18 protein-coding genes are annotated in these 21,339 nt (G+C 53.7%); 12 read left to right on the forward strand and 6 right to left on the reverse strand.

Translation table 11 applies throughout. The features are described 5' to 3' along the window. Positions 1–49 precede the first annotated feature (49 nt). Entirely contained in the window at positions 50–1,465 is a 1,416-nt protein-coding gene (locus ACGG90_RS03030) for an MFS transporter (protein ID WP_390405702.1), read from the forward strand. Here ACGG90_RS03030 and ACGG90_RS03035 read toward each other — a convergent pair whose 3' ends face one another. Further along, positions 1,466–2,371 (reverse strand): LysR family transcriptional regulator, encoded by a 906-nt coding sequence (locus ACGG90_RS03035; RefSeq protein ID WP_390405704.1) that lies wholly within the window; start codon positions 2,369–2,371, stop codon positions 1,466–1,468. A 457-nt stretch (positions 2,372–2,828) separates the two neighbouring features. Here ACGG90_RS03035 and ACGG90_RS03040 point away from each other — a divergent pair, with 457 nt between their 5' ends. The 8 genes from ACGG90_RS03040 to ACGG90_RS03075 all read left to right on the forward strand — a co-directional run bounded on the left by ACGG90_RS03040 (position 2,829) and on the right by ACGG90_RS03075 (position 12,934). Continuing rightward, positions 2,829–3,626 carry a Cof-type HAD-IIB family hydrolase gene (locus tag ACGG90_RS03040; RefSeq protein WP_390405707.1) on the forward strand — a complete coding sequence of 266 codons (798 nt, stop codon included), beginning with the start codon at positions 2,829–2,831 and terminating at the stop codon, positions 3,624–3,626. Continuing rightward, a complete protein-coding gene (locus ACGG90_RS03045; RefSeq protein WP_390405709.1) occupies positions 3,623–4,249 on the forward strand; it encodes a sugar O-acetyltransferase in 627 nt (208 codons plus the stop codon). Before ACGG90_RS03040 ends, ACGG90_RS03045 begins: the two co-directional genes overlap by 4 nt. Positions 4,250–4,376: 127 nt before the next feature. Continuing rightward, complete coding sequence (locus ACGG90_RS03050; RefSeq protein WP_390405711.1) at positions 4,377–6,560, forward strand: alpha-galactosidase; 2,184 nt, start codon at positions 4,377–4,379, stop codon at positions 6,558–6,560. Next, on the forward strand, positions 6,560–7,630 hold the full coding sequence (locus tag ACGG90_RS03055) for a substrate-binding domain-containing protein (RefSeq protein ID WP_390405714.1): 1,071 nt from the start codon (positions 6,560–6,562) through the stop codon (positions 7,628–7,630). Before ACGG90_RS03050 ends, ACGG90_RS03055 begins: the two co-directional genes overlap by 1 nt. A 235-nt stretch (positions 7,631–7,865) precedes the next feature. After that, on the forward strand, positions 7,866–9,443 hold the full coding sequence (locus ACGG90_RS03060; RefSeq protein WP_390405716.1) for a xylulokinase: 1,578 nt from the start codon (positions 7,866–7,868) through the stop codon (positions 9,441–9,443). An 11-nt stretch (positions 9,444–9,454) separates the two neighbouring features. Next, positions 9,455–10,864, forward strand: a complete 1,410-nt coding sequence (araA, locus tag ACGG90_RS03065) for an L-arabinose isomerase (RefSeq protein ID WP_390405718.1) — start codon at positions 9,455–9,457, stop codon at positions 10,862–10,864. 9 nt (positions 10,865–10,873) lie between these two features. Beyond that, positions 10,874–11,566 carry an L-ribulose-5-phosphate 4-epimerase gene (locus tag ACGG90_RS03070; protein WP_390405720.1) on the forward strand — a complete coding sequence of 231 codons (693 nt, stop codon included), beginning with the start codon at positions 10,874–10,876 and terminating at the stop codon, positions 11,564–11,566. A gap of 159 nt (positions 11,567–11,725) precedes the next feature. Continuing rightward, positions 11,726–12,934: a glycoside hydrolase family 28 protein gene (locus ACGG90_RS03075; RefSeq protein ID WP_390405722.1), complete on the forward strand. Its 1,209-nt coding sequence runs from the start codon at positions 11,726–11,728 to the stop codon at positions 12,932–12,934. On the opposite strand, the gene ACGG90_RS03080 is transcribed toward ACGG90_RS03075, so the two are convergent. From ACGG90_RS03080 to ACGG90_RS03100, 5 genes are all read right to left on the reverse strand, one after another. Then, the gene (locus ACGG90_RS03080) at positions 12,935–13,783 is read right to left on the reverse strand and encodes a metal ABC transporter solute-binding protein, Zn/Mn family (protein WP_390405850.1); all 849 of its coding nucleotides are present in this window, start codon (positions 13,781–13,783) and stop codon (positions 12,935–12,937) included. Between the two features lie 74 nt (positions 13,784–13,857). Then, complete coding sequence (locus tag ACGG90_RS03085) at positions 13,858–13,968, reverse strand: putative metal homeostasis protein (protein WP_390405724.1); 111 nt, start codon at positions 13,966–13,968, stop codon at positions 13,858–13,860. A 145-nt stretch (positions 13,969–14,113) separates the two neighbouring features. Continuing rightward, entirely contained in the window at positions 14,114–15,106 is a 993-nt protein-coding gene (locus ACGG90_RS03090; RefSeq protein ID WP_390405725.1) for an aldo/keto reductase, read from the reverse strand. 47 nt (positions 15,107–15,153) lie between these two features. Beyond that, positions 15,154–15,942, reverse strand: coding sequence for a hypothetical protein (locus ACGG90_RS03095; RefSeq protein ID WP_390405727.1), 789 nt, complete (start codon positions 15,940–15,942; stop codon positions 15,154–15,156). A gap of 61 nt (positions 15,943–16,003) precedes the next feature. Further along, on the reverse strand, positions 16,004–17,644 hold the full coding sequence (locus ACGG90_RS03100; protein WP_390405728.1) for a hypothetical protein: 1,641 nt from the start codon (positions 17,642–17,644) through the stop codon (positions 16,004–16,006). A 223-nt stretch (positions 17,645–17,867) separates the two neighbouring features. On the opposite strand from ACGG90_RS03100, the gene ACGG90_RS03105 reads away from it, so the two are divergent. The 3 genes from ACGG90_RS03105 (at position 17,868) to ACGG90_RS03115 (ending at position 21,322) form a co-directional block, all read left to right on the forward strand. Beyond that, positions 17,868–18,911 carry a LacI family DNA-binding transcriptional regulator gene (locus ACGG90_RS03105; RefSeq protein WP_390405730.1) on the forward strand — a complete coding sequence of 348 codons (1,044 nt, stop codon included), beginning with the start codon at positions 17,868–17,870 and terminating at the stop codon, positions 18,909–18,911. Positions 18,912–19,142: 231 nt separating this feature from the next. Next, positions 19,143–19,535: a hypothetical protein gene (locus ACGG90_RS03110; RefSeq protein WP_390405732.1), complete on the forward strand. Its 393-nt coding sequence runs from the start codon at positions 19,143–19,145 to the stop codon at positions 19,533–19,535. Continuing rightward, positions 19,532–21,322 carry a DUF2264 domain-containing protein gene (locus ACGG90_RS03115; RefSeq protein ID WP_390405734.1) on the forward strand — a complete coding sequence of 597 codons (1,791 nt, stop codon included), beginning with the start codon at positions 19,532–19,534 and terminating at the stop codon, positions 21,320–21,322. The genes ACGG90_RS03110 and ACGG90_RS03115 overlap by 4 nt, the downstream gene beginning before the upstream one ends. The last annotated feature ends 17 nt before the right edge of the window (positions 21,323–21,339 follow it).

A 21,339-nucleotide genomic window follows, 5' to 3' on the forward strand; every position in this document is an offset into this window, starting at 1 on the left:
GCAAGCGGCCTTTGCTACAATGGCCTCAAAACAAAAGAAGGTGGCAGCAATGGAGGTATCGAGCAAACGGCGGTGGTGGGCGCTGACGGCGCTGGGCTTCTTTGCATTTATGACCAACTTGGACGGCTCAGTGGTTAACATTGCGGTGCCGGTGATGGCCAAAAGCCTGGCGGTGCCGGCTAGTCGCATGGTGTGGGCGACTTCGGTGTATTTGATCGTTTTAAGCGCGCTGCTGCTACCTTTTGGCAAGCTTGGCGACTTGATCGGCAAACCGCGCATTTTCAAATGGGGTACGGCGGGGTTCATCTTGGGGTCGATGTTGGCAGGGATCGATTTGGGGTTTGTGTTTTTGATCTTTGCGCGGATCGTGCAAGCCAGCGGCGCGGCGATGACCTTGGCGAACACTTACGGCATCGTGACGGCCAGCTTTGCGGCGCGCGAACGCGGCAAAGCGATGGGTTTTGTGGGGACGTTCGTGGCGTTAGGCAGCGTGGCTGGACCGGCAGTCGGCGGCTTGGTGTTGTCAGTGGCACATTGGCCGGTGCTGTTTTGGATCAACGTGCCGTTTGGACTGGTGGCGTTAGGGTTGGCCTTATGGGCGATGGGTGATGGCATTGGTCAAAAGCAGGCGTTTGATTGGTGGGGCGCGATCGCCCAAGCCGTTGCCATTACCGCCGGTTTTTGGGGGTTGAATCTCAGTCAAACTGATGGTTTTGCTGCGCCGTTGGTGTGGGGATCGTTGCTGATGGCGGTTTTGGCAGGCGGGTGGTTTTTCTGGCGGGAGCGGCATGCGCAAACGCCACTGCTGCCAATGGCCATTTTTCACAAGCGATTGTTTTCATTAGGGGTGTTGGCGGTGTTTCTGGTGTTTATGGCGCAGTTTTTCACCACCGTATTAATGCCGTTCTATCTGGAAGATGCGCTGGGCTTGAAGCCGGGATTGGCAGGCGCGTTGTTGACGTTGTATCCGCTAATGATGGTGTTTTGCGCACCATTAGGCGGCATCTTGGCCGATCGGCATAATGTGGCCGGCGTGGCCTTAGGCGGGGTGCTGCTGATTGCCTGTGGCAGTGTCGGGTATCTGGGCTTAGGTTTGCATACCAACTTAGGCTGGTTTGTAGGCATCACGATGTTGTTAGGTGCCGGCGGCGGGATTTTCCAATCACCGATCGGCGACATTGTGATGTCAGTGGCTGATGCCAAGCAGCTCGGCATTGCCGGCAGTTTCAATGCCTTGGCGCGTAATCTGGGCATGGTGGCAGGCACCAGTGTCGCAACGACGATACAATTTGGGCGTATGAGTCAACTCGCTGGTGCGCGCATCGCGACATATCCTACGGCGCATCCGGAATGGTTCATCAGCGGCATGCACCTGGCGATGGGTGTTGCTTCGGTGTTGATCGTGCTGGCGGCGTTGGTATTATGGCGCACAGTGAGCTTGTGGCAGCAATGGGCCCAGCAGTGATCATTGCGGCGTGGCGCTGTGCATGAAGGTTTTGACGGCGTCGATGGTGCAATCGGCCAAAGGTGACAACGCGGCGTCGGTGTGGTGCAGCAGCAGCATGTGATTCTCCGGCTCGCCTTCCAGCACCCGGGTGGTCAAGCCCAGCTGATCTAAGCGCGTGAATAAGCCGGAACTGCTGGAATAAGCGTTGGATTGGTTGATCACCTTGATCATGGTGGCCCGATCGGTGGTGGCGATCACTTGCCCGGTGCTCGGCGCTGCCAGCGGGTCTTCGGCAAGTTCGGCGTACACCGCATCTTGAGTGAAGCGCACCTGCGGATAATCGATCAAGTCGGCCTTGGTCAAGGTGGTTTTGTGCGTTAACGGATGGTCTGGGCGCAAGGTGATGTGGGTGCGGAATTTGCCCAAATCAGTGGCAGCCAGATGCCCTTCGTCTAAGATACTGCCTAAGCGCGCTTGATTGGTTTGATTGGCGAAGATGAAGCCGATTTCGCTTTTGCCGGCTTTGAGGTCTTCGATCACTTGCGAAGTCGTGCCTTCAAAGATCCGCAGGTATTGGCAATCCGGGAAGCTGGCCATGGTGTGGCATACGGCATCAGCCATGAAATCGTAGTGCTGCCCGGCAATGGAGAAGTAGTCGTTGCCAAAAGGCTGCGGGACGAAGTAGTGGTTCAAGTCATCGATTTCGCTTAAGATCTTGCGTGCGCGCTGGGCAAAAACCGCTCCAGCGCCGGTGAGTGTCGCCCCTTGGCGCGTGCGGGTGAACAGCGTCGTGCCTAAATCACGCTCGAGCTCTTTGATTGCATGCGACAAGCTGGGTTGTGAGACATACAGTTTCTTGGCTGCGGCGTGAAAGCTCCCGTTGTCTGCTACCGCTAAGATATAACGCATTTGTTGAATACTCATAAGATTCCTTCTTTCACAAAAAAGGCGTCCCTTTGCACAAACTATGCAAAGGGACGCTTTCGCGTGTTACCACCCATTTTCACGCAACCATGACAATTGCGCCTCACTTCAGTACCATTTGATACCTAGTCTGCTAACGGAGACACCCGTGGCGACAGCACGACACCGTCTAACAACACTCGAAGCTCATCTTCGGCGGTTCTGCCGTCCCCCTTTCCACTCAACGGGGGTCTCTGAACGGCATCGACGCTTACTCTTCTTGTCAACGTGTTGAAGTATAAATTTATCGCTAACCTTACAGGCATTTTGCTTGGTTGTCAAGCTGTTATTTATAATAAAATCGCACTTAAATATAACCCTTTACAATCGTGAAGAATAATGTACGATAAGGCTTTCATTTAGGCGTGTCAGCGCTTGCTCAAGATGGTATGCTTGAAGAAACGCACCGGAGGTTAATATGATCAAACTAATTGCAACGGATATGGACGGGACTTTCTTGAAGCCGGATCAAACATATGACACCAAGCGCTTCGCCGCCTTGCACCAGCGTCTGCAAGCCGCAGGGATTCGCTTTGTGGTCGCCAGCGGCAATCAATATTATCAGCTGTTGTCGTATTTTGCCGACTATCCGCAAACCATTTTCGTCGCAGAAAATGGGGCCTATATTCGCAGCTTGCAAAAAGTTTATGCGCTGCACAGCTTCAAACCCGATGTCGTTAAGCAGATCTTGGCCAAGTTGGCAACGGTCGCTGATATCAAAGTGTTGGTGTGCGGCCAACATAGCGCCTACACCTTGGCCACGACGGATCCTGCGTATGTGGCGGGGATGCGGCATTATTATCATCGCCTGGCTGTGGTGGCCGATTATGACCAGGTTGACGATAAGATCTTGAAATTCGCCATCAATTGCGCAGACGCACGCACCCAAGCGCTGGTCGATGAATTAACTGAGGCGTTGGCAGGCTTGGCGCAGCCGACTTCCAGCGGCCATGGGGATATTGACTTGATCCAACCAGGGGTGCATAAAGCAGCCGGGTTAGCCGAGTTAGGCGCGCAACTGGGGATCACGCTAGATGAAATGGCGGCGTTTGGCGATGGCGGCAATGATTTAGAGATGCTGCAAGAAGTTGGCTTGGGAGTTGCGATGGCCAACGCCCAGCCAGCTGTCGCTGCGGTCGCCGATGCGCATTGCGGGACGAATATTGACAGCGGTGTGTTGACTTATATTGAGCAATTATTGGAGGAACGCGCATGAAAGAACCAGATGTGATGCATGATCAGTCGCTTTATGATCCAGGCGAGGCAAGTTTAGCCGCTTATCAAACACAGTGCTTGGAAAAACTCTACGATTTCAATCAAACTCGTCCTTCTGAAGGTGCCAAGCGGCAAGCCATGTTAAAGGATATGTTTGCTGAAATCGGCACTGGTTGTTATATCGAGCCGCCTTTTCACAGCAGTTTCGCCGGGGCGCATGTCCACTTTGGCGACAACGTGTATGCTAACTTTAACCTGACGCTGGTTGATGACACCCATATTTATGTTGGCAGCAAAACGATGTTGGGACCGAATGTGACTTTGGCCACTGCTGGCCATCCAATCGAACCATCTTTGCGGGCCAAAGGGCTGCAGTATAACGCGCCGATCAAGATCGGGAAGAATTGCTGGTTAGGCGCTGGGGTGATCGTGTTGCCTGGCATTACGATTGGCGATAACGTGGTCGTCGGCGCTGGCAGCGTGGTGACGCATGATTTATCAGACAATGTGGTGGCTATTGGCACGCCAGCTAAGGTAATGCGGGAAGTGAACGAACATGATCGCGAGTTTTACTTCAGAAAACACCGCGTTGACCCAGCATTGTTCAGTACGGATGGAAAATAGTCAGCAAACAAGGTCATCATGTTGGCCTTGTTTTTTTGATGTCGGCAGGGTGTGAAATCAGCATCTTGATGGCTCACCGCATCTTGGCATGTTTCTTGCTTGTAGTCAGCTAGTGGAGGATGAGTCAATGAATGCACAAGAGGCGAAGCAATTAGTGAAACAGTTCGATTTGATCACCGCGCATGCGCAAATGAGCATCGGGGTGTTGGCCAGTGGCCATGTGGTGGCACTGCATCTTGGCGCGCGCATGCCTGCTGGTACCGATTTGGCTGGGGTGATTCAAGAGCTCGGCCACGCCAGTTATCTGGCCGATACAGACGGCATTCATGACTTGCGCTTGGAGCAGCTGCCGCTGGTGTATCCGGCGTTTGGGACCCCGGATATGCGCACGCCTGCGATCAGTATTCGCCGCGCCAATGGCAGCAGTGTGTTGGATCTGCGTTTCCAATCTGCCCAATGGTTGACGACTAAACCGCTGCCTGACGGATTACCGGCACTGCGGGCAGCGGCCAGAATGCAGACTTTGGCGTTAACGCTAGCCGATTCAAAGGCGGGGGTCACGGTGACTTTGGTCATCAGCGCCGATGTGGAGCATGACACCTTTGCGCAACATGTGGTGATCAAAAATACTGGTACGACGCCGCTGCATTTGACCCGTGCGATGTCTTGGTCATGGGACTTATTAAACGATCAGTATGATATCATTACGCAAAGCGGGGCGTGGGGGCGAGAGATGCATACCAATCGGCGCGCGTTGCAGCCTGGCATGCAAGGTGTTGATTCTAAGCGCGGCGCCAGCGGTCACGGGCAAGATCCTTTTGTCGCCTTGGCTAACGCGCACACGGATTGGCAACAAGGCCAAGTATTGGGCGCCAGTTTGGTGTATAGCGGAGATTTCAGCGCCACGGCAGAAGTCGACATGCACCAAAATACCCGGGTGCAAGTGGGGATCGCGCCTTTTGACTTCGATTGGGCGCTTGCGGCGCAAAGCAGCTTCACCACGCCTGAAGCGGTGATCGTGGCAACTGACGGCGGCTTGCGTGAGCTTAGCCACACCTATCATCGGGCGTACACGGATTGTTTGTTGCCTAAGTACTGGGCGGTTAAACCGCGGCCAGTGGTGATCAACAACTGGGAAGCAACGTATTTTGACTTCGATCGTGAAAAACTCTTGGCACTGGCGGATCAAGCGGCGGCGATCGGGGTGGAGCTGTTCGTCTTAGATGACGGCTGGTTTGGCCGGCGCGATGATGATCGCAGCAGCTTGGGTGATTGGTGGCCTAATGAAGCCAAACTCGGCGGATCGCTGGATAGTTTGATCGCTAAGATCAACGCGCGCGGGCTGCAATTTGGTTTATGGGTGGAGCCGGAGATGGTGTCGCCGGATTCGGATCTGTATCGCGCTCATCCTGATTGGATCATTGCCGATCCAGACCATACGCCGCAATTGGCCAGAAATCAGTACGTATTGGATCTAGGTCAGCGCGTCGTGCAGGATTATTTGATCAAGACGCTGGTGGGGTTATTAGACGCTCATCACATCAGTTACTTGAAGTGGGATATGAACCGTAATTTAACGGATGTATTCAGCCAAGTCTTGCCAGCCGGCCAACAAGGCGAGTGTCGCCATCGGTACATCTTGGGACTGTATCGCGTCTTAGCCGCATTGACGCATACGCATCCTGAGGTGTTGGTGGAAGGGTGCGCCGGTGGCGGCGGCCGCTTTGATGCTGGCATGCTGGCCTATGCGCCGCAAATTTGGACGTCAGATGATACCGATGCAATTGCCCGCTTGCCGATCCAGCGCGGCACCAGCTTGGTGTATCCGCCGCAAGCGATGAGCTGTCATGTGTCGCTTGCGCCTAACGAACAAGTGCATCGCATTACGCCTTTAACCACGCGCACCCAGGTGGCGCAAATGGGCGCATTTGGTTACGAGCTGGACTTAGGGGCTTGTTCCACTGCAGAATTAGCACAGCTCAAAGCCGATATCGCCGAATACAAAAGGCTGCGTCAAGTCTTGCAGTTTGGCCAGCTTGATTGGCTTGTCGTGCATGACCCGCAGAATGAATATGCTTGGCAGAAATTATCAGACACCATGTTAGTGATCGATCATGTGAACATTTTGGCGCAGCCGAATACGGTGATGAAACGGCTGCAGGCCTGTGCTTTGCCGCTACATACCAAGTGGCGATCACAAGCAAGCGGTCAGGTGTATTCAGCCGAATATTTGATGACCATCGGCGTGGCGATCCCGCAGCCGCGAGGGGATTTTGACAGCAGCCGTTGGCAGTTTGAGCAGGTGACTTAATGGACAAAATGACCTTGATGCAAGCGTTGCGCCAGTTGCTGGTGCAAATGCCTTTAGGGACCAAATTAGCGACAGAAAAACAGCTAATGGCCCAATTTAACACGTCGCGCTACCGCCTGCGTCAGGCCTTGGCGGCGTTGTGTGACCAAGGCTATCTCACTGTGGTGCAAGGCAGCGGGTATTTTGTTGCTGACCCTTTGCTGCACGCCCAACCGCGTACCAAGCGCCTGGTGGTGGGGGTCGTTTGTACCCATATTGCCGATTACATCTTTCCGCCGATTATTTCCGGCATCGACTCAGTGTTGGCCCAGTCAGATGCGGCGGTGATGTTAGCCAACACCCATAACCGCTTCGACGCTGAGGCGCATAGTGTGCAGATGCTGCAAGCCAGCAAAGTGGATGCCTTGATCGTAGAACCCACCCAAAGTGCCTTGGCCAATCCCAATTTAGCTTTGTACCGCCATTTGCGTAATGCTGGCGTGCCAGTGGTGTTCATTAACGCGCGCTACCCGGAATTAAGCGAGTTTCCAGCCTTGACTACTGCCGATAAGCAAGCGGAATATGAGTTGGTGACGCGATTGCTGGCAATGGGGCACCAGCGGATCTTAGGTATCTTCCAAGTGGATGATGCCCAAGGCGTGGCAAGGATGAACGGCTTTATCAAGGCGTATCAAGCACAGCCGGCGTTGAAAGCGGAAAGTTTGTTGATCATGTACCGCTCTAGTGACAACTATGCGCTGTTGCAACAGAAGCTGGCGGCGCTGATGCACAGTGCCGATCCGCCAACTGCGGTGGCATGTTATAACGACCGCTTGGCGATCCGCGTGATGTCAGATCTGGTTACAATGGGTTACGCGGTGCCCAAACAAGTGTCAGTGGTGGGCTTTGATGATTACGAATTGGCCCGCTACAGCCTGCCTGGCTTGACCACGGTGCGCCATCCTAAGCGCCAAATGGGCGAGCGCGCCGCGACCATGGTGTTGGCCATGTTGCGCCACCAGCAACCGGCGAGTTTTGAATACCCAGTCGAATTGGTGTGGCGCGACTCAGTAGCCGAAAGAATTCAATAACAGGCGAAACTAGACTCAACTGCAAAATGTTGAGTCTTTTTGTTTGCGCTAAGCCGCTGAAAGACGCGTCATTACAAGTTGAATCGCAATTGTTTCACGTGAAACAATTGCAATCATGGACGATGAAATAACACCAGTCAGAATTGATTTGATTGATGCGAATCAATCAAATCAATTTGGCGTGGCCAAGGTTCCCGGCTTATTCTTTAAACGCTTAGTAAAGGAGATGATGAGCATGCCTGATTGGCAAGCGACAAGTTTAGGCATCGAACTGGGGTCAACTCAGATCAAATGCGTGCTGATCGATGCATCTGGGCAAGTCTTGGCGGTGGGGGTGCATCAGTGGACCAATCGATTGGAAGCCGGCTTGTGGACATATGCCCTGGCAGATGTATGGACTGGGCTGCAAGATGCTTATGCGCAATTGGCTGCTGCGGTAGCGGTGCGGTTCAACCAGCCGCTGACGACCATTGGCAGTATCGGCGTGTCGGCGATGATGCATGGGTATTTGGCCTTTGATGCTGCTGGCAAGCTGCTGGTGCCTTTTCGTACTTGGCGCAACAACAACACCTTGCCTGCTGCCGCGGCGTTAAGCAAGTTGTTTGGGGTCAATATTCCGGCGCGGTGGAGCATCGCCCATTTGCATCAAGCGGTGTTGGATCACGAGCCGCACCTGGCTGACTTGGCATACATGACGACACTGGCCGGGTATGTGCACTGGCAGTTGACGGGCCAGCGCGTCTTAGGGTTGGGGGATGCGTCGGGGATGTTTCCCATCGACTCGACGCAACAGACTTATCGCGCCGACTTATTGGCGGCGTATTCGGCGCTGCCGGCAGTTGCGCAATATTCGTGGCGCATCGCCGATTTGCTGCCTAAGCCGTTGGCTGCAGGGGTTGTGGCCGGAAGGTTAAGTGCCGCGGGTGCGCGTTTGCTTGATCCAAGCGGCGTGCTGGCTGCTGGATGTGTGTTGGCGCCGCCTGAAGGAGACGCAGGCACTGGCATGGTGGCGACTAACGCCGTGCGCCCTGGCAGCGGCAACGTCAGCGTAGGCACGTCGGCATTTGCGATGGTGGTGTTGAATCAGCCGCTAAAAGCCAACGTGGCCGATGTCGATTTGGTCACCACTCCTGCTGGCGCGCCGGTGGCGATGGTGCATGCCAACAACTGCACCTCAGAGCTCAACGCCTGGCTGGGGTTGTTTGAAACGGTGGCCACCACGCTTGGCGCCACCGTGACGCCAGACGAACTGTATGGCAAAATGCTGCGTGCCAGCTTGCAAGCTGAACCAGGCGCCGGCGGGCTGTTGTGCTATGCCAACTTATCTGGGGAGAACATCACCGCTGTGCAAGCCGGGCGGCCGTTGTTGGTCCGTGGTCCGCATGCGCAATTGACCTTGGGCAATTTCATGTTGGCCCAGCTGTATGCCGCTTATGCGCCGCTGGCCATTGGCTATCAGCGTTTGCAACAAGCCGAGTCTTTGCAAGTGACGCACTTGATTGCCCAAGGCGGGCTGTTGAAAACGCCGCAAATCGCTCAGCAAGCCTTGGCGGATGCCTTGCAGGTGCCGGTGGCGGTGATGACCACTGCCGCAGCTGGCGGCCCTTATGGCATGGCGTTATTGGCCCAATATACCGCCAGTGGCGCAACGAAGCCGCTAGCGGATTGGTTGGATGACCTTTTCGCCCAGGCGCCAGTTAGCGAAATGGCACCAACGCCTGCAGGCATGGCAAGTTTTGAACAGTTTAGTCACGCTTATGCGGCTGCTCTGCCACTGGCGCAAGCGGCTGGTGCAGTCGTCCAAGATCGTTAGAAGGAGGATCTATGTTGAAACTCACGCAACCTTATGAATTCTGGTTTGTGATCGGCAGCCAGCCGTTATACGGCCAAGCCGTGTTAGACCAAGTGGCCCAAGACGGCCAAACCATGGCCAAGGCGTTGAACCAAAGCGGCTTGCTGCCTTATCCGGTGGTGTTTAAGCAGGTGTTGACCACAGCTGACAATATCACCGCCTTCATGAAAGAGGCTAATTACCAGCCGCAAGTCGCCGGGGTGATGACTTGGATGCACACCTTCAGCCCGGCGAAGAATTGGATCCGCGGCACGCAGCTGCTGCAGAAACCTTTGCTGCACCTGGCGACACAGTTCGGGAATGATATTCCGTATGCGACGATCGATTTTGATTATATGAACCTCAATCAAAGCGCGCATGGCGATCGCGAATATGGCTATATCAACGCACGCTTAGGTATCAACAACAAAATCGTGTACGGCGATTGGCAAACCGCTGCGGTACAAGCAGAAATTGCCGCTTGGCAAGATGTTGCCGTGGCGTATAACGAATCCTTCCACACGCGCGTGGCGCGCTTTGGCGACAACATGCGCAACGTGGCAGTGACTGATGGCGATCGTGTTGAGGCGCAGATCAAGTTAGGCTGGACCGTCGATTATTATGGTGTCGGCGATTTGGTGGCGCTGGTCAACGGGATCTCAGAAGCGGCAATCGATGCTGAATACGAGCAGCTGGCGCAAGCTTACACGATCGCGTCGACTAATACCCAAAGCATCCGCTATCAGCTGCGCGAATACTTGGCATTGCGGCAATTCCTGACTGAGCACAATTACCAAGCCTTCACCACCAATTTTGAAGATTTATGGGGACTAGACCAATTACCAGGTTTGGCGGCACAGTTATTGATGCGCGATGGGTATGGGTTTGCCGGCGAAGGTGATTGGAAAACGGCGGCATTGCTGCGCGTGTTGAAAGTGTTGACGCATAACCGCCAAACGGCATTCATGGAAGATTACACTTTGGATCTGCGCGCCGGGCATGAAGCGATCCTAGGCTCACATATGCTGGAAGTGGATCCGACTATCGCCAGCGACAAGCCGCGGGTGGAAGTGCATCCGTTAGACATTGGCGGCAAAGCCGATCCGGCGCGGTTGGTTTTCACCGGTTCAGTGGGGCCGGCGATCGATATCACGCTGTCGGATTTCCGCAGCGGGTTCTCATTGATCGGATACGCTGTTGATGCCCATAAGCCAGAAGCCCCAACGCCGCATCTGCCAGTAGCTAAGCAATTGTGGACGCCAAGCATGGGCTTAAAACAAGGCGCCACGGCTTGGATCAAAGCCGGCGGCGGGCACCATACCGTGTTCTCATTTGCCGCCAGTGCCGAACAAGTGGCAGACTTAGCCACGCTGTATGGCATTGACCTGCAGTGGCTGCAATAGGAGGCGTCTATGCTCGAACAATTGAAACAAGCGGTTTATGATGCCAATATGCAATTGCCGAAGCTGGGTTTGGTGACTTTTACTTGGGGCAATGTCTCAGGAATCGATCGCAAAGCCGGTTTATTTGTCATCAAGCCGTCTGGCGTCGCTTATGACCAGCTGACGCCAGCGGATTTGGTGGTCGTCGACTTGGCAGGCCATGTGGTGGAAGGCAAGCTTAACCCTTCCAGCGACACCCCGACGCATATGGTGCTGTACAATGCTTATCCGCAAATTGGCGGCATCGTGCACACCCATTCGGAAATGGCGGTGGCTTTCGCTTCAGCTAGAAAAGACATCCCGGCAATGAACACGACGCATGCGGATACCTTCTATGATGATATCCCGGTGACTGACCCATTGACGCAAGCTCAAGTTGAATCGGCTTATGAGTTGGAAACGGGCAATGTGATCGTCGAGACTTTGGCCAAGCGCCACATCGATCCCATGGCCACGCCAGGTTGTTTGGTGGGTCAACATGGGCCCTTCACTTGGGGCCAGACCCCTAAACAAGCGGTGTACAACGCTAAGGTCTTAGAAGTCTGCGCTAATATCGCTTATCACGCCCAACAACTCGATGGTGCCAAGCGCGTGCCGCAGTATTTGTTAGACAAACACTACTTCCGCAAGCATGGCGCCAAAGCGTATTACGGACAGCAGTAAAACGTTGGGTTGATCTGCAACAAAACGCCCGTCACCGAAAATTTGGTGGTGGGCGTTTTGAGTGACCAGGTGGCGGACTGCGCGTTGGTGGTGCCGTTAGCCAAAGCCCCAGAACTTGGCACGCTGCTTGCTTGTAACGCAGTGCAGGGAGGTAATATGATGCAAACTTTTGACGTACGAGATTATGGGGCAGTGGCCAATAGCGGCCGCGTGCAAACTCAGGCGCTGCAAGCGGCGATCGATGCGTGCCGAGACGCTGGCGGCGGGGTGGTAGAGCTTCCGGCAGGGGTGTTTATTAGCGGTTCGTTGCGGCTGTACAGCCATATTGAATTGCACCTGGCGCAAGCGGCGGTATTGCGCGGCAGCCAAGCTTTGACAGACTACAGCGACTTTCACCAGCCTAGTCCCATCGCGTATTTGTATGAGGCGCATTACATTACGGCGTGGCATTTGCCGCCGAATTATTTTCATGCGCTGATCAGTGCGTTCGATGCAGAAGATGTGAGCATTGTCGGCGAGCCTGGCAGTGTGATCGATGGTGCCGCTGTGACAGATCCGGCTGGCGAAGAAGGTTTTCGCGGGCCGATGGGCATTGTGTTCAACCGCGTCAAGAATGTCCGCCTCACAGGCTACACGGTGGTAAACAGCAGTAACTGGGCGCATACGTTAGCCGCGTGCGATGGCGTGCAAGTCGCAGACGTTGCCGTGTTTGGCGGGCATGACGGCTTTGACTTGCATCACAGTCAACACGTCACCATTCAACACTGTCACTTGGCTTGTGGGGATGATTGTTTCGCCGGGTATGATGTCGCTGATGTGCTGATCGCCGATTGTCTGCTGAACACTGCCTGCAATGTCACCGGGTTAAGTGGCCAGCATATTCAGCTGCGTGATTGCCAGTTAGTCGGCCCAGGCCGCTATGCGCATCTGGCGGTGGGCACGCATGAAACCCACGCGTTGGCAAAATACTATGCGCTGGCTTGTGACGCGAATCGGCCAGCGGCATCTGATTTGGCCTATGCCAATTTACAACTGCGCAACTTGGCGCGGTTGATCATGTATCGCCGCGGAGATGCAGACTTGTTGCAAGATGGCGCGGCGCTTGATGCGCTGAGTTTAACAGATGTGGTCGTTGATGGCTTGGCTGAAGCCAGTGTTGTGGAAGGGCGCGGGCAGCGGGTGGCGTTGACCTTGACCCAATGCCGCATCACCCCGCCGCAAGCGGCGCCGCTGTTGGTGATCGATGACGCGGTGGACTTAACCATCAGCCAAACGGTATTCACGAAGCCGACGGTAATCGAAACCACTGCCAAGCAGCGCTGGACGTTTATGGGACTGACCAATTTCAGCCGCAATGTGCTGGCGTGATCACTTGGCGTTTTGGATCTTTGCCAGGGCCTTATATTGTGATGTCATCCATTGGGTGTAGGTTTGATGCGCAGGCAAAGTTTCGGTGACTTTTAAGACAGGGATGTTGGCTTGGCGGCATTGCTTGACGAGGTTATTGATCAATTTGCTGTCAACTTGCGTGTTCTGCACGAAGAAAGCCAGCTTGTGGTTGGCGATGTCAGCTTGCAATTGGCGGACATCAGCGGCGCTAGGGTCACTGCCTTCTTCGATTGCATTGGCAAAATGCACATTGCTGATGTTGTAGCCAAGGTATTGCAAGGCGTTATTAAACACCGGTTCAGAAACCGCCACCGATTGGCCATGGGCATTGGCTTTGAGTTGATCGATCAGGGTTAACAAGGGTTTTAACGACGCGATGTAGGCCTTGGCATTGCGGGTATAAGCCGTTTTGTGCTTTGGATCGCGTTTGCTGTAAGTCTGCGCCAACTGATTGGCCAGCTTCGGCATGGTTTGCGGCTTGTACCAAATATGTTCGTTCTGCCCGGTTTTGACACCAATGACAGAAGCGACAGAAACCATGGTGCTGGCGGTGCCGCTGCCTTTGACAAGTTTGTTTAGCCAAGTGTCATAGCCTGCGCCATTGGCGACGATCACGTCGGCTTTGGCCACCAGCTTGCCCACAGCTGTGGTGGGGGTGTAATCATGCGGGTCGATATTGGGCTGGTTGATGATCGCGGTGGCATGGCCGTGATCGCCTAAGACGGCTTGGGCGGCTTCGGCGTAGAAATCCATGCTGGTGACGACATTGAGCGACTTTGGCGCAGCGGGTTTAGCCGTATTGCAAGCGGCTAATATGACAGTGAGCATTAAAGTTGAGATAACGGTACTGAGTTTTCTCGTAAAGTGCACAATAAACCTGCTTTCTTAATGACTGAGGCGCATTAACGTTTAGTTTGTTTGGCTTTGTGTAACAGGGCCAAGGCGCGTTGTTTGGTTTTGCGGTTGGGGCTGTGCAAACGGCGGCGGGCGCTGGCGCGATCAGTTTTCTCCATGAGCTTTCTCCTTAATCGTAATCGTTACGAATAACGAAAAATAGTATAGCGTAACACTTCGGTTGCTGTCAACAACTCGCCGCACCAAAAAGCCCTTGCGCCACCATTCATTACAATGGCGGTGCAAGGGCTGAAGTTGTGTTGATCAAGCTGGTAAGCAAGCATCGATCGCCGCCAGTTCTTCGGCGGAGAAATCAAGGTTGTGCAAGGCTTCCAGGTTGGCAACGAGTTGGCTGACTCTTGAAGCGCCGATCAAGACGCTGGATACAGCAGGTTGGCGCAGGTTCCAAGCCAAAGCCATTGCGGCCAGGCTTTGGCCGCGTTGTTGGGCAATGGCGTTTAAGCGCTGCACCGTAGACAAGGTTGCCTCAACGCGATCCGGATGCAAGAAAGGACTGGATGGCCGCGCTGCCCGCGAGTCTTTGGGGATGCCGTTTAAGTAGCGATCCGATAACAACCCTTGCGCCAGCGGCGAGAAGGTAATGGCCCCTAACCCGGCTTCTTGCAGTGCGTCAAACAAGCCGTTATCTTCAGCGTGGCGATCAAGCATGTTGTAGCGTTCTTGCTGGATCACAAAAGGCGTGTGGCTGGCGCGCAGCAACTGCGCCATGCGCAAGGCATCAGCCGGTTGATAATTGGAAATACCAATGTATAAGGCTTTGCCGCTTTGCACGATGTCGTGTAAAGCAGCGGCGGTTTCTTCCAGCGGCGTATTGGGATCCGGCCGATGATGGTAGAACAGATCCACATAATCTAATTGCAGGCGCTGCAGGCTTTGGTCAAGGCTGGCGATCAAACTTTTGCGTGAGCCCCATTCGCCATAAGGCCCAGGCCACATGCGGTAGCCGGCTTTGGTGGAAATGATCAGCTCATCGCGATAGCTGGCCAGTTGCGTGTGCAAGATCCGGCCTAGATTGCGTTCAGCACTGCCAGGCTCCGGTCCGTAGTTGTTGGCCAAGTCAAAGTGGGTGATGCCGTGGTCGAAGGCGGCTTCAACGATCGCTTCTTGGTTGGCTAACGGGTCAACAGAGCCGAAGTTGTGCCAGAAGCCTAAAGAAATCGCCGGCAGAATTAGGCCGCTTGCACCGACGTGGTTGTAAATCATTTCATCATAACGCGTGGTTGATGCTTGATACATGGCGTTCACCTCAAATTCCAGAATGAGTAAGCGCCGTCATTATACCATTATCGCTCATGGCCGAATACTTGGATTTGCGTCAAGGCCGGAAAAGTCGACGAATCAGGGACTTTGACAAGTTGCTGCAGCCGCAGCCATTCAACGGTGCGCGGGGCAAAAGCATAAACTTGCGGCGCGGCAGTTTTGTGCAGCGTCAGGGTTTGTCTGCTGTTATCCGAGCCAATCAGCGTAGCATTGGTCCAGTAGCTGTCATGCGGATAGTCGGCGCGCAAGTACAAGACGACTTGATCGATCACCACCGGCCGGCCGAATTCCAGGGTGAATTGCGCGTCATCGCGCATCGCCACGCCCCATGACGCAAAGGGGTAATTGCCATGAGCCGCATTAGCCAGCACGCCGTCGATGGCGTTTTTAGCAAAGAAGGCCGCTTCGTTGCGTGTTTCGGCATTGGCAAAAGCATGGGGGAACACAGAAGTGGCGGCGTGTTGGTCATGGGCGTTGACGGCTAAATTGCGATCGCCGCCAATTTCAGCTGGCGTGGCCAAGCGCACACTGGCGTAATGGTGTTGCCCAATGAACGCCCCATCTGGATAAGGCGATTCGCGTTGCGTGTTAAAAGGAATCTGGTATTGCCAAGTGGGCTTGGTTAAATACACCAAACTTTCCGGCAGCGCGCCATCTAAGCGCGCAACAATGAAGCAAGGCGCGTGATCCACCGTGATTTCGTAATAGTCGCCTTGCGCGTATTGATGGCGCCACGCGAGATAGGCTTCATTGTTGGCGGTATGTTCGGCTAAAGTTTCAGTAGCGGTTTTTAATTGTAATGAAATCGGCATAAGGGCCTCCTAAGCGTTTATGCAGATACAAGCAACAAACATGCCAGTTAATGGCGAAGGGTCAACTTAAGGTGCCAGTGATGGCGAGATCATGCACCGCAGCTGGTGCATAGGCGGCTTGGATCTGATAGGCGATTGCCGCTTGGCCTTGGTGGTCGAGATAGGTGATGGTGTGGCATTGGATGTCTGTTGTGGCCAGGGCTAAGGTGCAGGTTTCATCACCGGCAGTCAAGATAACTTGGTTTGATGCGATACGCGGCTTGAACCTGGTGATGAAACACTCTTGCAAGCTGCTGGCAGATCGCGTTTGAATGTGGTCATGCAAGCTGAATTGGCGCTTGCTTAGGCTGAATGTGCGTGTGAATGCCGTAAGCTTTGCGGCTTGCGGATAAGTCTCATGCAGATCCAAGGTCAGTTGCTCTTTTGTGTAATGCGCATGGGCGGCTACTGGGCCAGGTTGTTGGCTAAAGCCGCCAATCACGGGCAAAGCGTGGGCGGCAGCAGACGGCGGGAAATACTTGTAGCGCTTGGCTTCCACGAAATAGTCTCTGGTGTAAACGCCGGCGCCTAAATCATCTAGGAACAAATGCTTGGGCGTACCGAAGACGAAGTGGCCTAAGTCGATATGGTTGTGACTTTCGTCGTTGCGTCCGCCTTTGGCCGCAAACACCAAGTCGTGATCACGCTTGACCCACCACTGACAATCGGGGAAATAATGATCAGCCGGCGCCAGTGGTGCTGGCGCATCGAAGTGGTCAGGGGCCCAAAGCAAGTTGCGATACAATTGCGCAAAGCGGTAACACGGATCAAAGTCAACGGTATTCATGGCTGTGATCGGCGGGGTGGCGACGCCAAAATGCTGGCGGCAATACGTCAACAAACCGGTGGGCAATTCAATGGGATCATAATCTGAAAACGGCACTGTTGCTTGCACGCTGAGCTGTACCGCAGCCGGAAACGCTGCGATCGCGCGCACTTTGGGCGAGGTCAACAAGTGGTCATCATGGTGCCTGCTGGCCAGCAAATCTGCATAATACACATAATAGCCAAAGCCATATGCCCAATAACTGACGCCTTCGACACTAGCCCCGTCTGCCCCGAAACTGCTGAGATAAGCGGTCATCGCCACATCCAAGCGGTTGATGAATTGCGTCAAGCGCGGACCGGCTGGTAATTGATACAAGGCGGTGATGCCAATGCAGCCGCCAACCACCGCACTCCAGTTGTTGGTTTTGTGCATCCAAGACCAGTCTCGTGCGGCATAAGGCGTTAAGATGCGCCGCTCTAATTCGCCATCGATGCGCTGGATCAACTCAGGCGCCAGCTGGTTTTGCAGCAGGAACTTCAATTCCGCCAAGGCCGAGCCGGTTTCGGCGTTGAACAGATCCAAATATTGCGGCGCCGCTTCGCCAAAAGTTGTCCCAGTTTGCGGCAGGTGCGCCGGCAAGGCCCAAGTGTACTCGTTTAAAATCGCCCATATGACTTCTTCAAGCAAAGCGCGCTTGGCCGAAGTTGGCGCCAGGTATTGGCTGAGGCCTAACACCGCCAATTGTTTGCGCCTGGCAAAGTATTGATTCTCATAAGTTAGCCGATCACCTGAGTCAAGATAAGCTTGTAAGCCGGCAAAGCTCAGCGGTGCCACAGTCGTTTCTTGAGTAGCAGCATCATGCAGTGCTTGGATCAAAGTCGCAGTAGTTGTCATGAAAGCCCCTTCTTTATTTGATTTGCCTTCAGTATAAGCAGTCATCGCCAATCGTACAATCTTTTTTTACTAAAAATATATTCCCGCAATTCCGGGCTTTAATCGCGTGGCAAAGCCGCTTATGACAAATATGCCGAATTTTTTAGGCAAAAAATATCTGTTATTTTGCCAGCGGCGCCACTATACTTGACGTAATTCATAGTGGCCGGGAAGGATGAGGAATATGGCAGCAACAATTACAGACATCGCCCACCGCGCAGGCGTTTCGATTTCGACGGTATCGCGGGTACTGAATTACGATGAAGGCCTGGCGGTGACTGAAGCAACCAAGCGCAAGATCTTTGAAGCCGCTGAAGCCTTAAATTACACCAAATACAAAGAAAAACAGCACAAAGGCAAGGCCAAAGCCAAGCAGCCAACAGACAATAATATTGCCTTCTTCCAGTGGCGCAACGACACTGAAGAACTTGATGATCTTTACTATTTGTCGATCCGCATCGGCGTGGAAAAGCGCGCCCAAGAGTTGGGCTACAACTTGATCAAAGCCACCACCACTGATGAAGCGGTGCTCAATGACGTGCAAGGCAGCTTGTGTATCGGAAAATTTGATGAACCGACGATTCGCAAGATCTTAACCGTCAGCCCCAACACTGTGTTTATTGGCACCAACTTTCCCTTGGAGAACTTCGACACCATCAACAGTGATTTCGTGCAGGCGACCACTCAAGCACTGGACCATTTGTTTGCCTTGGGCCACACCAAAATCGCCTTCATCGGGGCCGAAGAGCGCGACAGCATGTATGGCTATCGCACGTATAAAACTCCGGTGGTCAACACGTATCGCGATGTGATGCGGTATTATCAAGCCTTTGATGAGCGTTATTTTGCGGTTGACCAGAATGCCAACTTGTCGGTGCAAACCGGCGCCAGCTTAGCCAGGCGGATGTTAGACGAATGGGGCAAGCAGCTGCCCACGGCGATCTTGTGCGGCAGCGACTTGATGGCAGTCGGGGTGATCAATGTCTTACATGAGGCACATTTGCGGGTGCCGGAAGACATTTCGGTGATGGGCATCAACGACTTATCCATGGCGCGGTATTTAGACCCGCCGCTGACCACGGTGAAAGTCTTCACTGAAGAAATGGGTGCGGTGGGCTTAGACACCTTGGTGGCGCGGATCCATCAGCCAACCATCGCCAAGCGCATCACCTTAAGCACCAAGTTGATCAAGCGGCGTTCAACTGGTCGGCCGCGCAAACTCAAGTAAGTGAACAAGGTGAGAGACACATGAAAATGTGTCTTTTTTTAATGCCATCGATATCTTTATGGTAACGTCAACATCTCAAGCGAGTGGTGGCTTTTGCAAGAAGCATCAGGGCATATCGCGTCCCGATTTGTTTTTGTAAAATAATTAATTTTAGTAAAAAGATTGACAGCACCCCACCGAGCCGTTATTCTGTGGGTAGTAAGAAAGCGCTTCATAATTTTGGAGACAAGTATGAAAAAATTAATGATAGCAGTGCTGTTAACACCTTTAGCGGTGGTCAGTACCGGCTGCAGCCACCAAAATCAGACCCAAGCGGCTGATTTTACTAAAAAAACCACCTCAGGCATTCGCAGCAAGGCCAAGACCTACTCGCAAGCGGCTTATCAAAGCGCCTCGATCCCGGCTCACAGCTATGTGCGCTTGGTGGGCAAAGTGGTTAAGACTGATGCCGCGACGGCTCAGATCCGCCAAGGCGACCGCTTTGTCTTACAACGCGGCAAGCTCAAGGTCCAAGTTTTCCATCAAGCGCAAACACCGGTGCGATTAGGGCAAACCGTCACGGTATATGGTGAGTATTACGGATTCGTCAAAGGGTACGTTATCGATCAGGAGGCAAAACAATGATCCATGCAGGATTAGCGGCAAATCAGTGGACGGCATTGGCAGATTATGAACGCGGGTTTAACGATTTAATGCAGCCGCTGCAGCCGGCGTTAAGCGCACTAGGGGCTACCGGCAGGCTGCATTTAGGCGATCATGGCACGGTGTATTCCGCAAGTACTCGCGAAGTTGAAGCGTTCTTGCGGCCGCTATGGGGCTTAGGTGCCTTCACGCATGCCCATCCAGATAATGTGTATTGGCCGCAGTTTCTGGCAGGGATCCAACATGCCACAGATCCTAGCGACGCGGCATATTGGGGCGATATCACCGATAACGATCAGCTGATCGTGGAAATGGCGGCTTTAGCCACCACGATCTTGTTGAACACCGAAGCGGTGCAAACGCAGCTTGGCTCAGCGGCAGTGGATCAATTAGCAGCTTGGTTGCGCCAAGCCAATGACCATACCTTGCCGGATAACAATTGGCATTTCTTTCGGGTCTTGGTCAACTTGGCGCTGAAGGCGTTAGGTCAAGCCTATTCGCCTGAGATGATCGCCGCGGATCTGCAGCGCATCGATGATTTCTATGTTGGGGATGGGTGGTATTTTGATGGCAACCAAACCCAGCGCGACTACTACATTGCCTTTGCGATGCATTATTACGGCTTGTTGTATGCGACTTTTGCCAAAGCAGATGATCCCAAGCGCAGCGCCGAATTCATTAAGCGCGCGACGATTTTTGCCAAGCATTATCGCGATTGGTTCGATGCACAAGGGGAAGCTTTGCCTTTTGGCCGCAGCTTGTGTTATCGCTTTGCCCAAGCGGCATTCTTCTCGGCGTTGGTGTTTGCTGATGTCGAAGCCTTGCCTTGGGGCGAGATCAAAGGCTTGTTGGCACGGAATTTACATACTTGGTTCAGCCAGCCGATTTTTGATAACGCCGGGGTTTTAAGTGTGGGTTATCACTACTCAGATCTGGTGTTTGCAGAAGGCTATAACGGGCCAGGGTCGCCTTATTGGGCGATGAAGACCTTCATCTTGTTGGCCACTCCCAAGACCCATCCGTTCTGGCAAGCACCAGTCGTACCTTATCAAGCACCTGACGGGTTGGTGGTCAGCCAAGCCGGCCGCGCCTTGTATCAACACAGCGAGCAAGGGACCCACACCTTGAGTTTTCCAGCCGGGCAGTTCGTCAATAATCAAAATCACGCCTGTGCCAAATACAGCAAGTTCGTGTATTCGACGCGCTTTGGCAATTCTGTGCCGAAAGCCACGTATTGGTATTACGAAGGTGCTTATGACAACTGCTTAGCGCTGGCTGAAGATGATCATGATTTTCGCAGCAAAGCCTTAGATGATGCTTATGAGATTCAAGCCGATCGGGTGATCCACGACTGGACGCCTTGGACAGACGTGAAGATCCGCTCAACGATCGTGCCTTTTGCCGGCTGGCATTTGCGGGTGCATGAAATCACCACCGCGCGGGCCATTGATGCTTATGACGGCGGCTTCTCAGCGCCAATCGAGGCGCCTTATGATGAATCGGCGCTGGCTTATCAAAGCCCAGTTGGCTATGTGGCAGTGGCCAACATTGCAGGTTTTGCCCGTGGCGGGCTGGTCAAACCAGAGCCTAATACCAATTTGTTATATCCGCGCACGGTGCTGCCTTATTTATACCAACACCTCACGCCAGGCCGTCATGTGTTGGTATCGGCGATCACAGGCGCCAAGCAGGCGGTGGCCTTGCCGGTGATTACAGTGGATGAGCACCGCGTTCAAGTCTTAGATAAGACGATCTTATTAAGGGGGTGACAAGATGAGCTGGTCAA

This window comes from Lacticaseibacillus jixiensis, from assembly GCF_042847315.1.
Taxonomy (GTDB): Bacteria; Bacillota; Bacilli; order Lactobacillales; family Lactobacillaceae; genus Lacticaseibacillus; species Lacticaseibacillus jixiensis.

Bases quoted from the DNA above. Each gene is read 5' to 3' on its own strand.
- ACGG90_RS03105 (WP_390405730.1), top strand. From the start codon at position 17,868: ATGGCAGCAACAATTACAGACATCGCCCACCGCGCAGGCGTTTCGATT.
- ACGG90_RS03060 (WP_390405716.1), top strand. From the start codon at position 7,866: ATGCCTGATTGGCAAGCGACAAGTTTAGGCATCGAACTGGGGTCAACT.
- ACGG90_RS03070 (WP_390405720.1), top strand. From the start codon at position 10,874: ATGCTCGAACAATTGAAACAAGCGGTTTATGATGCCAATATGCAATTG.
- ACGG90_RS03115 (WP_390405734.1), top strand. From the start codon at position 19,532: ATGATCCATGCAGGATTAGCGGCAAATCAGTGGACGGCATTGGCAGAT.
- ACGG90_RS03080 (WP_390405850.1), bottom strand. From the start codon at position 13,783: ATGCTCACTGTCATATTAGCCGCTTGCAATACGGCTAAACCCGCTGCG.
- ACGG90_RS03055 (WP_390405714.1), top strand. From the start codon at position 6,560: ATGGACAAAATGACCTTGATGCAAGCGTTGCGCCAGTTGCTGGTGCAA.
- ACGG90_RS03035 (WP_390405704.1), bottom strand. From the start codon at position 2,371: ATGAGTATTCAACAAATGCGTTATATCTTAGCGGTAGCAGACAACGGG.
- ACGG90_RS03095 (WP_390405727.1), bottom strand. From the start codon at position 15,942: ATGCCGATTTCATTACAATTAAAAACCGCTACTGAAACTTTAGCCGAA.
- ACGG90_RS03045 (WP_390405709.1), top strand. From the start codon at position 3,623: ATGAAAGAACCAGATGTGATGCATGATCAGTCGCTTTATGATCCAGGC.
- ACGG90_RS03030 (WP_390405702.1), top strand. From the start codon at position 50: ATGGAGGTATCGAGCAAACGGCGGTGGTGGGCGCTGACGGCGCTGGGC.
- ACGG90_RS03050 (WP_390405711.1), top strand. From the start codon at position 4,377: ATGAATGCACAAGAGGCGAAGCAATTAGTGAAACAGTTCGATTTGATC.
- ACGG90_RS03075 (WP_390405722.1), top strand. From the start codon at position 11,726: ATGCAAACTTTTGACGTACGAGATTATGGGGCAGTGGCCAATAGCGGC.
- ACGG90_RS03090 (WP_390405725.1), bottom strand. From the start codon at position 15,106: ATGTATCAAGCATCAACCACGCGTTATGATGAAATGATTTACAACCAC.
- ACGG90_RS03085 (WP_390405724.1), bottom strand. From the start codon at position 13,968: ATGGAGAAAACTGATCGCGCCAGCGCCCGCCGCCGTTTGCACAGCCCC.
- ACGG90_RS03100 (WP_390405728.1), bottom strand. From the start codon at position 17,644: ATGACAACTACTGCGACTTTGATCCAAGCACTGCATGATGCTGCTACT.
- ACGG90_RS03040 (WP_390405707.1), top strand. From the start codon at position 2,829: ATGATCAAACTAATTGCAACGGATATGGACGGGACTTTCTTGAAGCCG.
- ACGG90_RS03110 (WP_390405732.1), top strand. From the start codon at position 19,143: ATGAAAAAATTAATGATAGCAGTGCTGTTAACACCTTTAGCGGTGGTC.
- araA (WP_390405718.1), top strand. From the start codon at position 9,455: ATGTTGAAACTCACGCAACCTTATGAATTCTGGTTTGTGATCGGCAGC.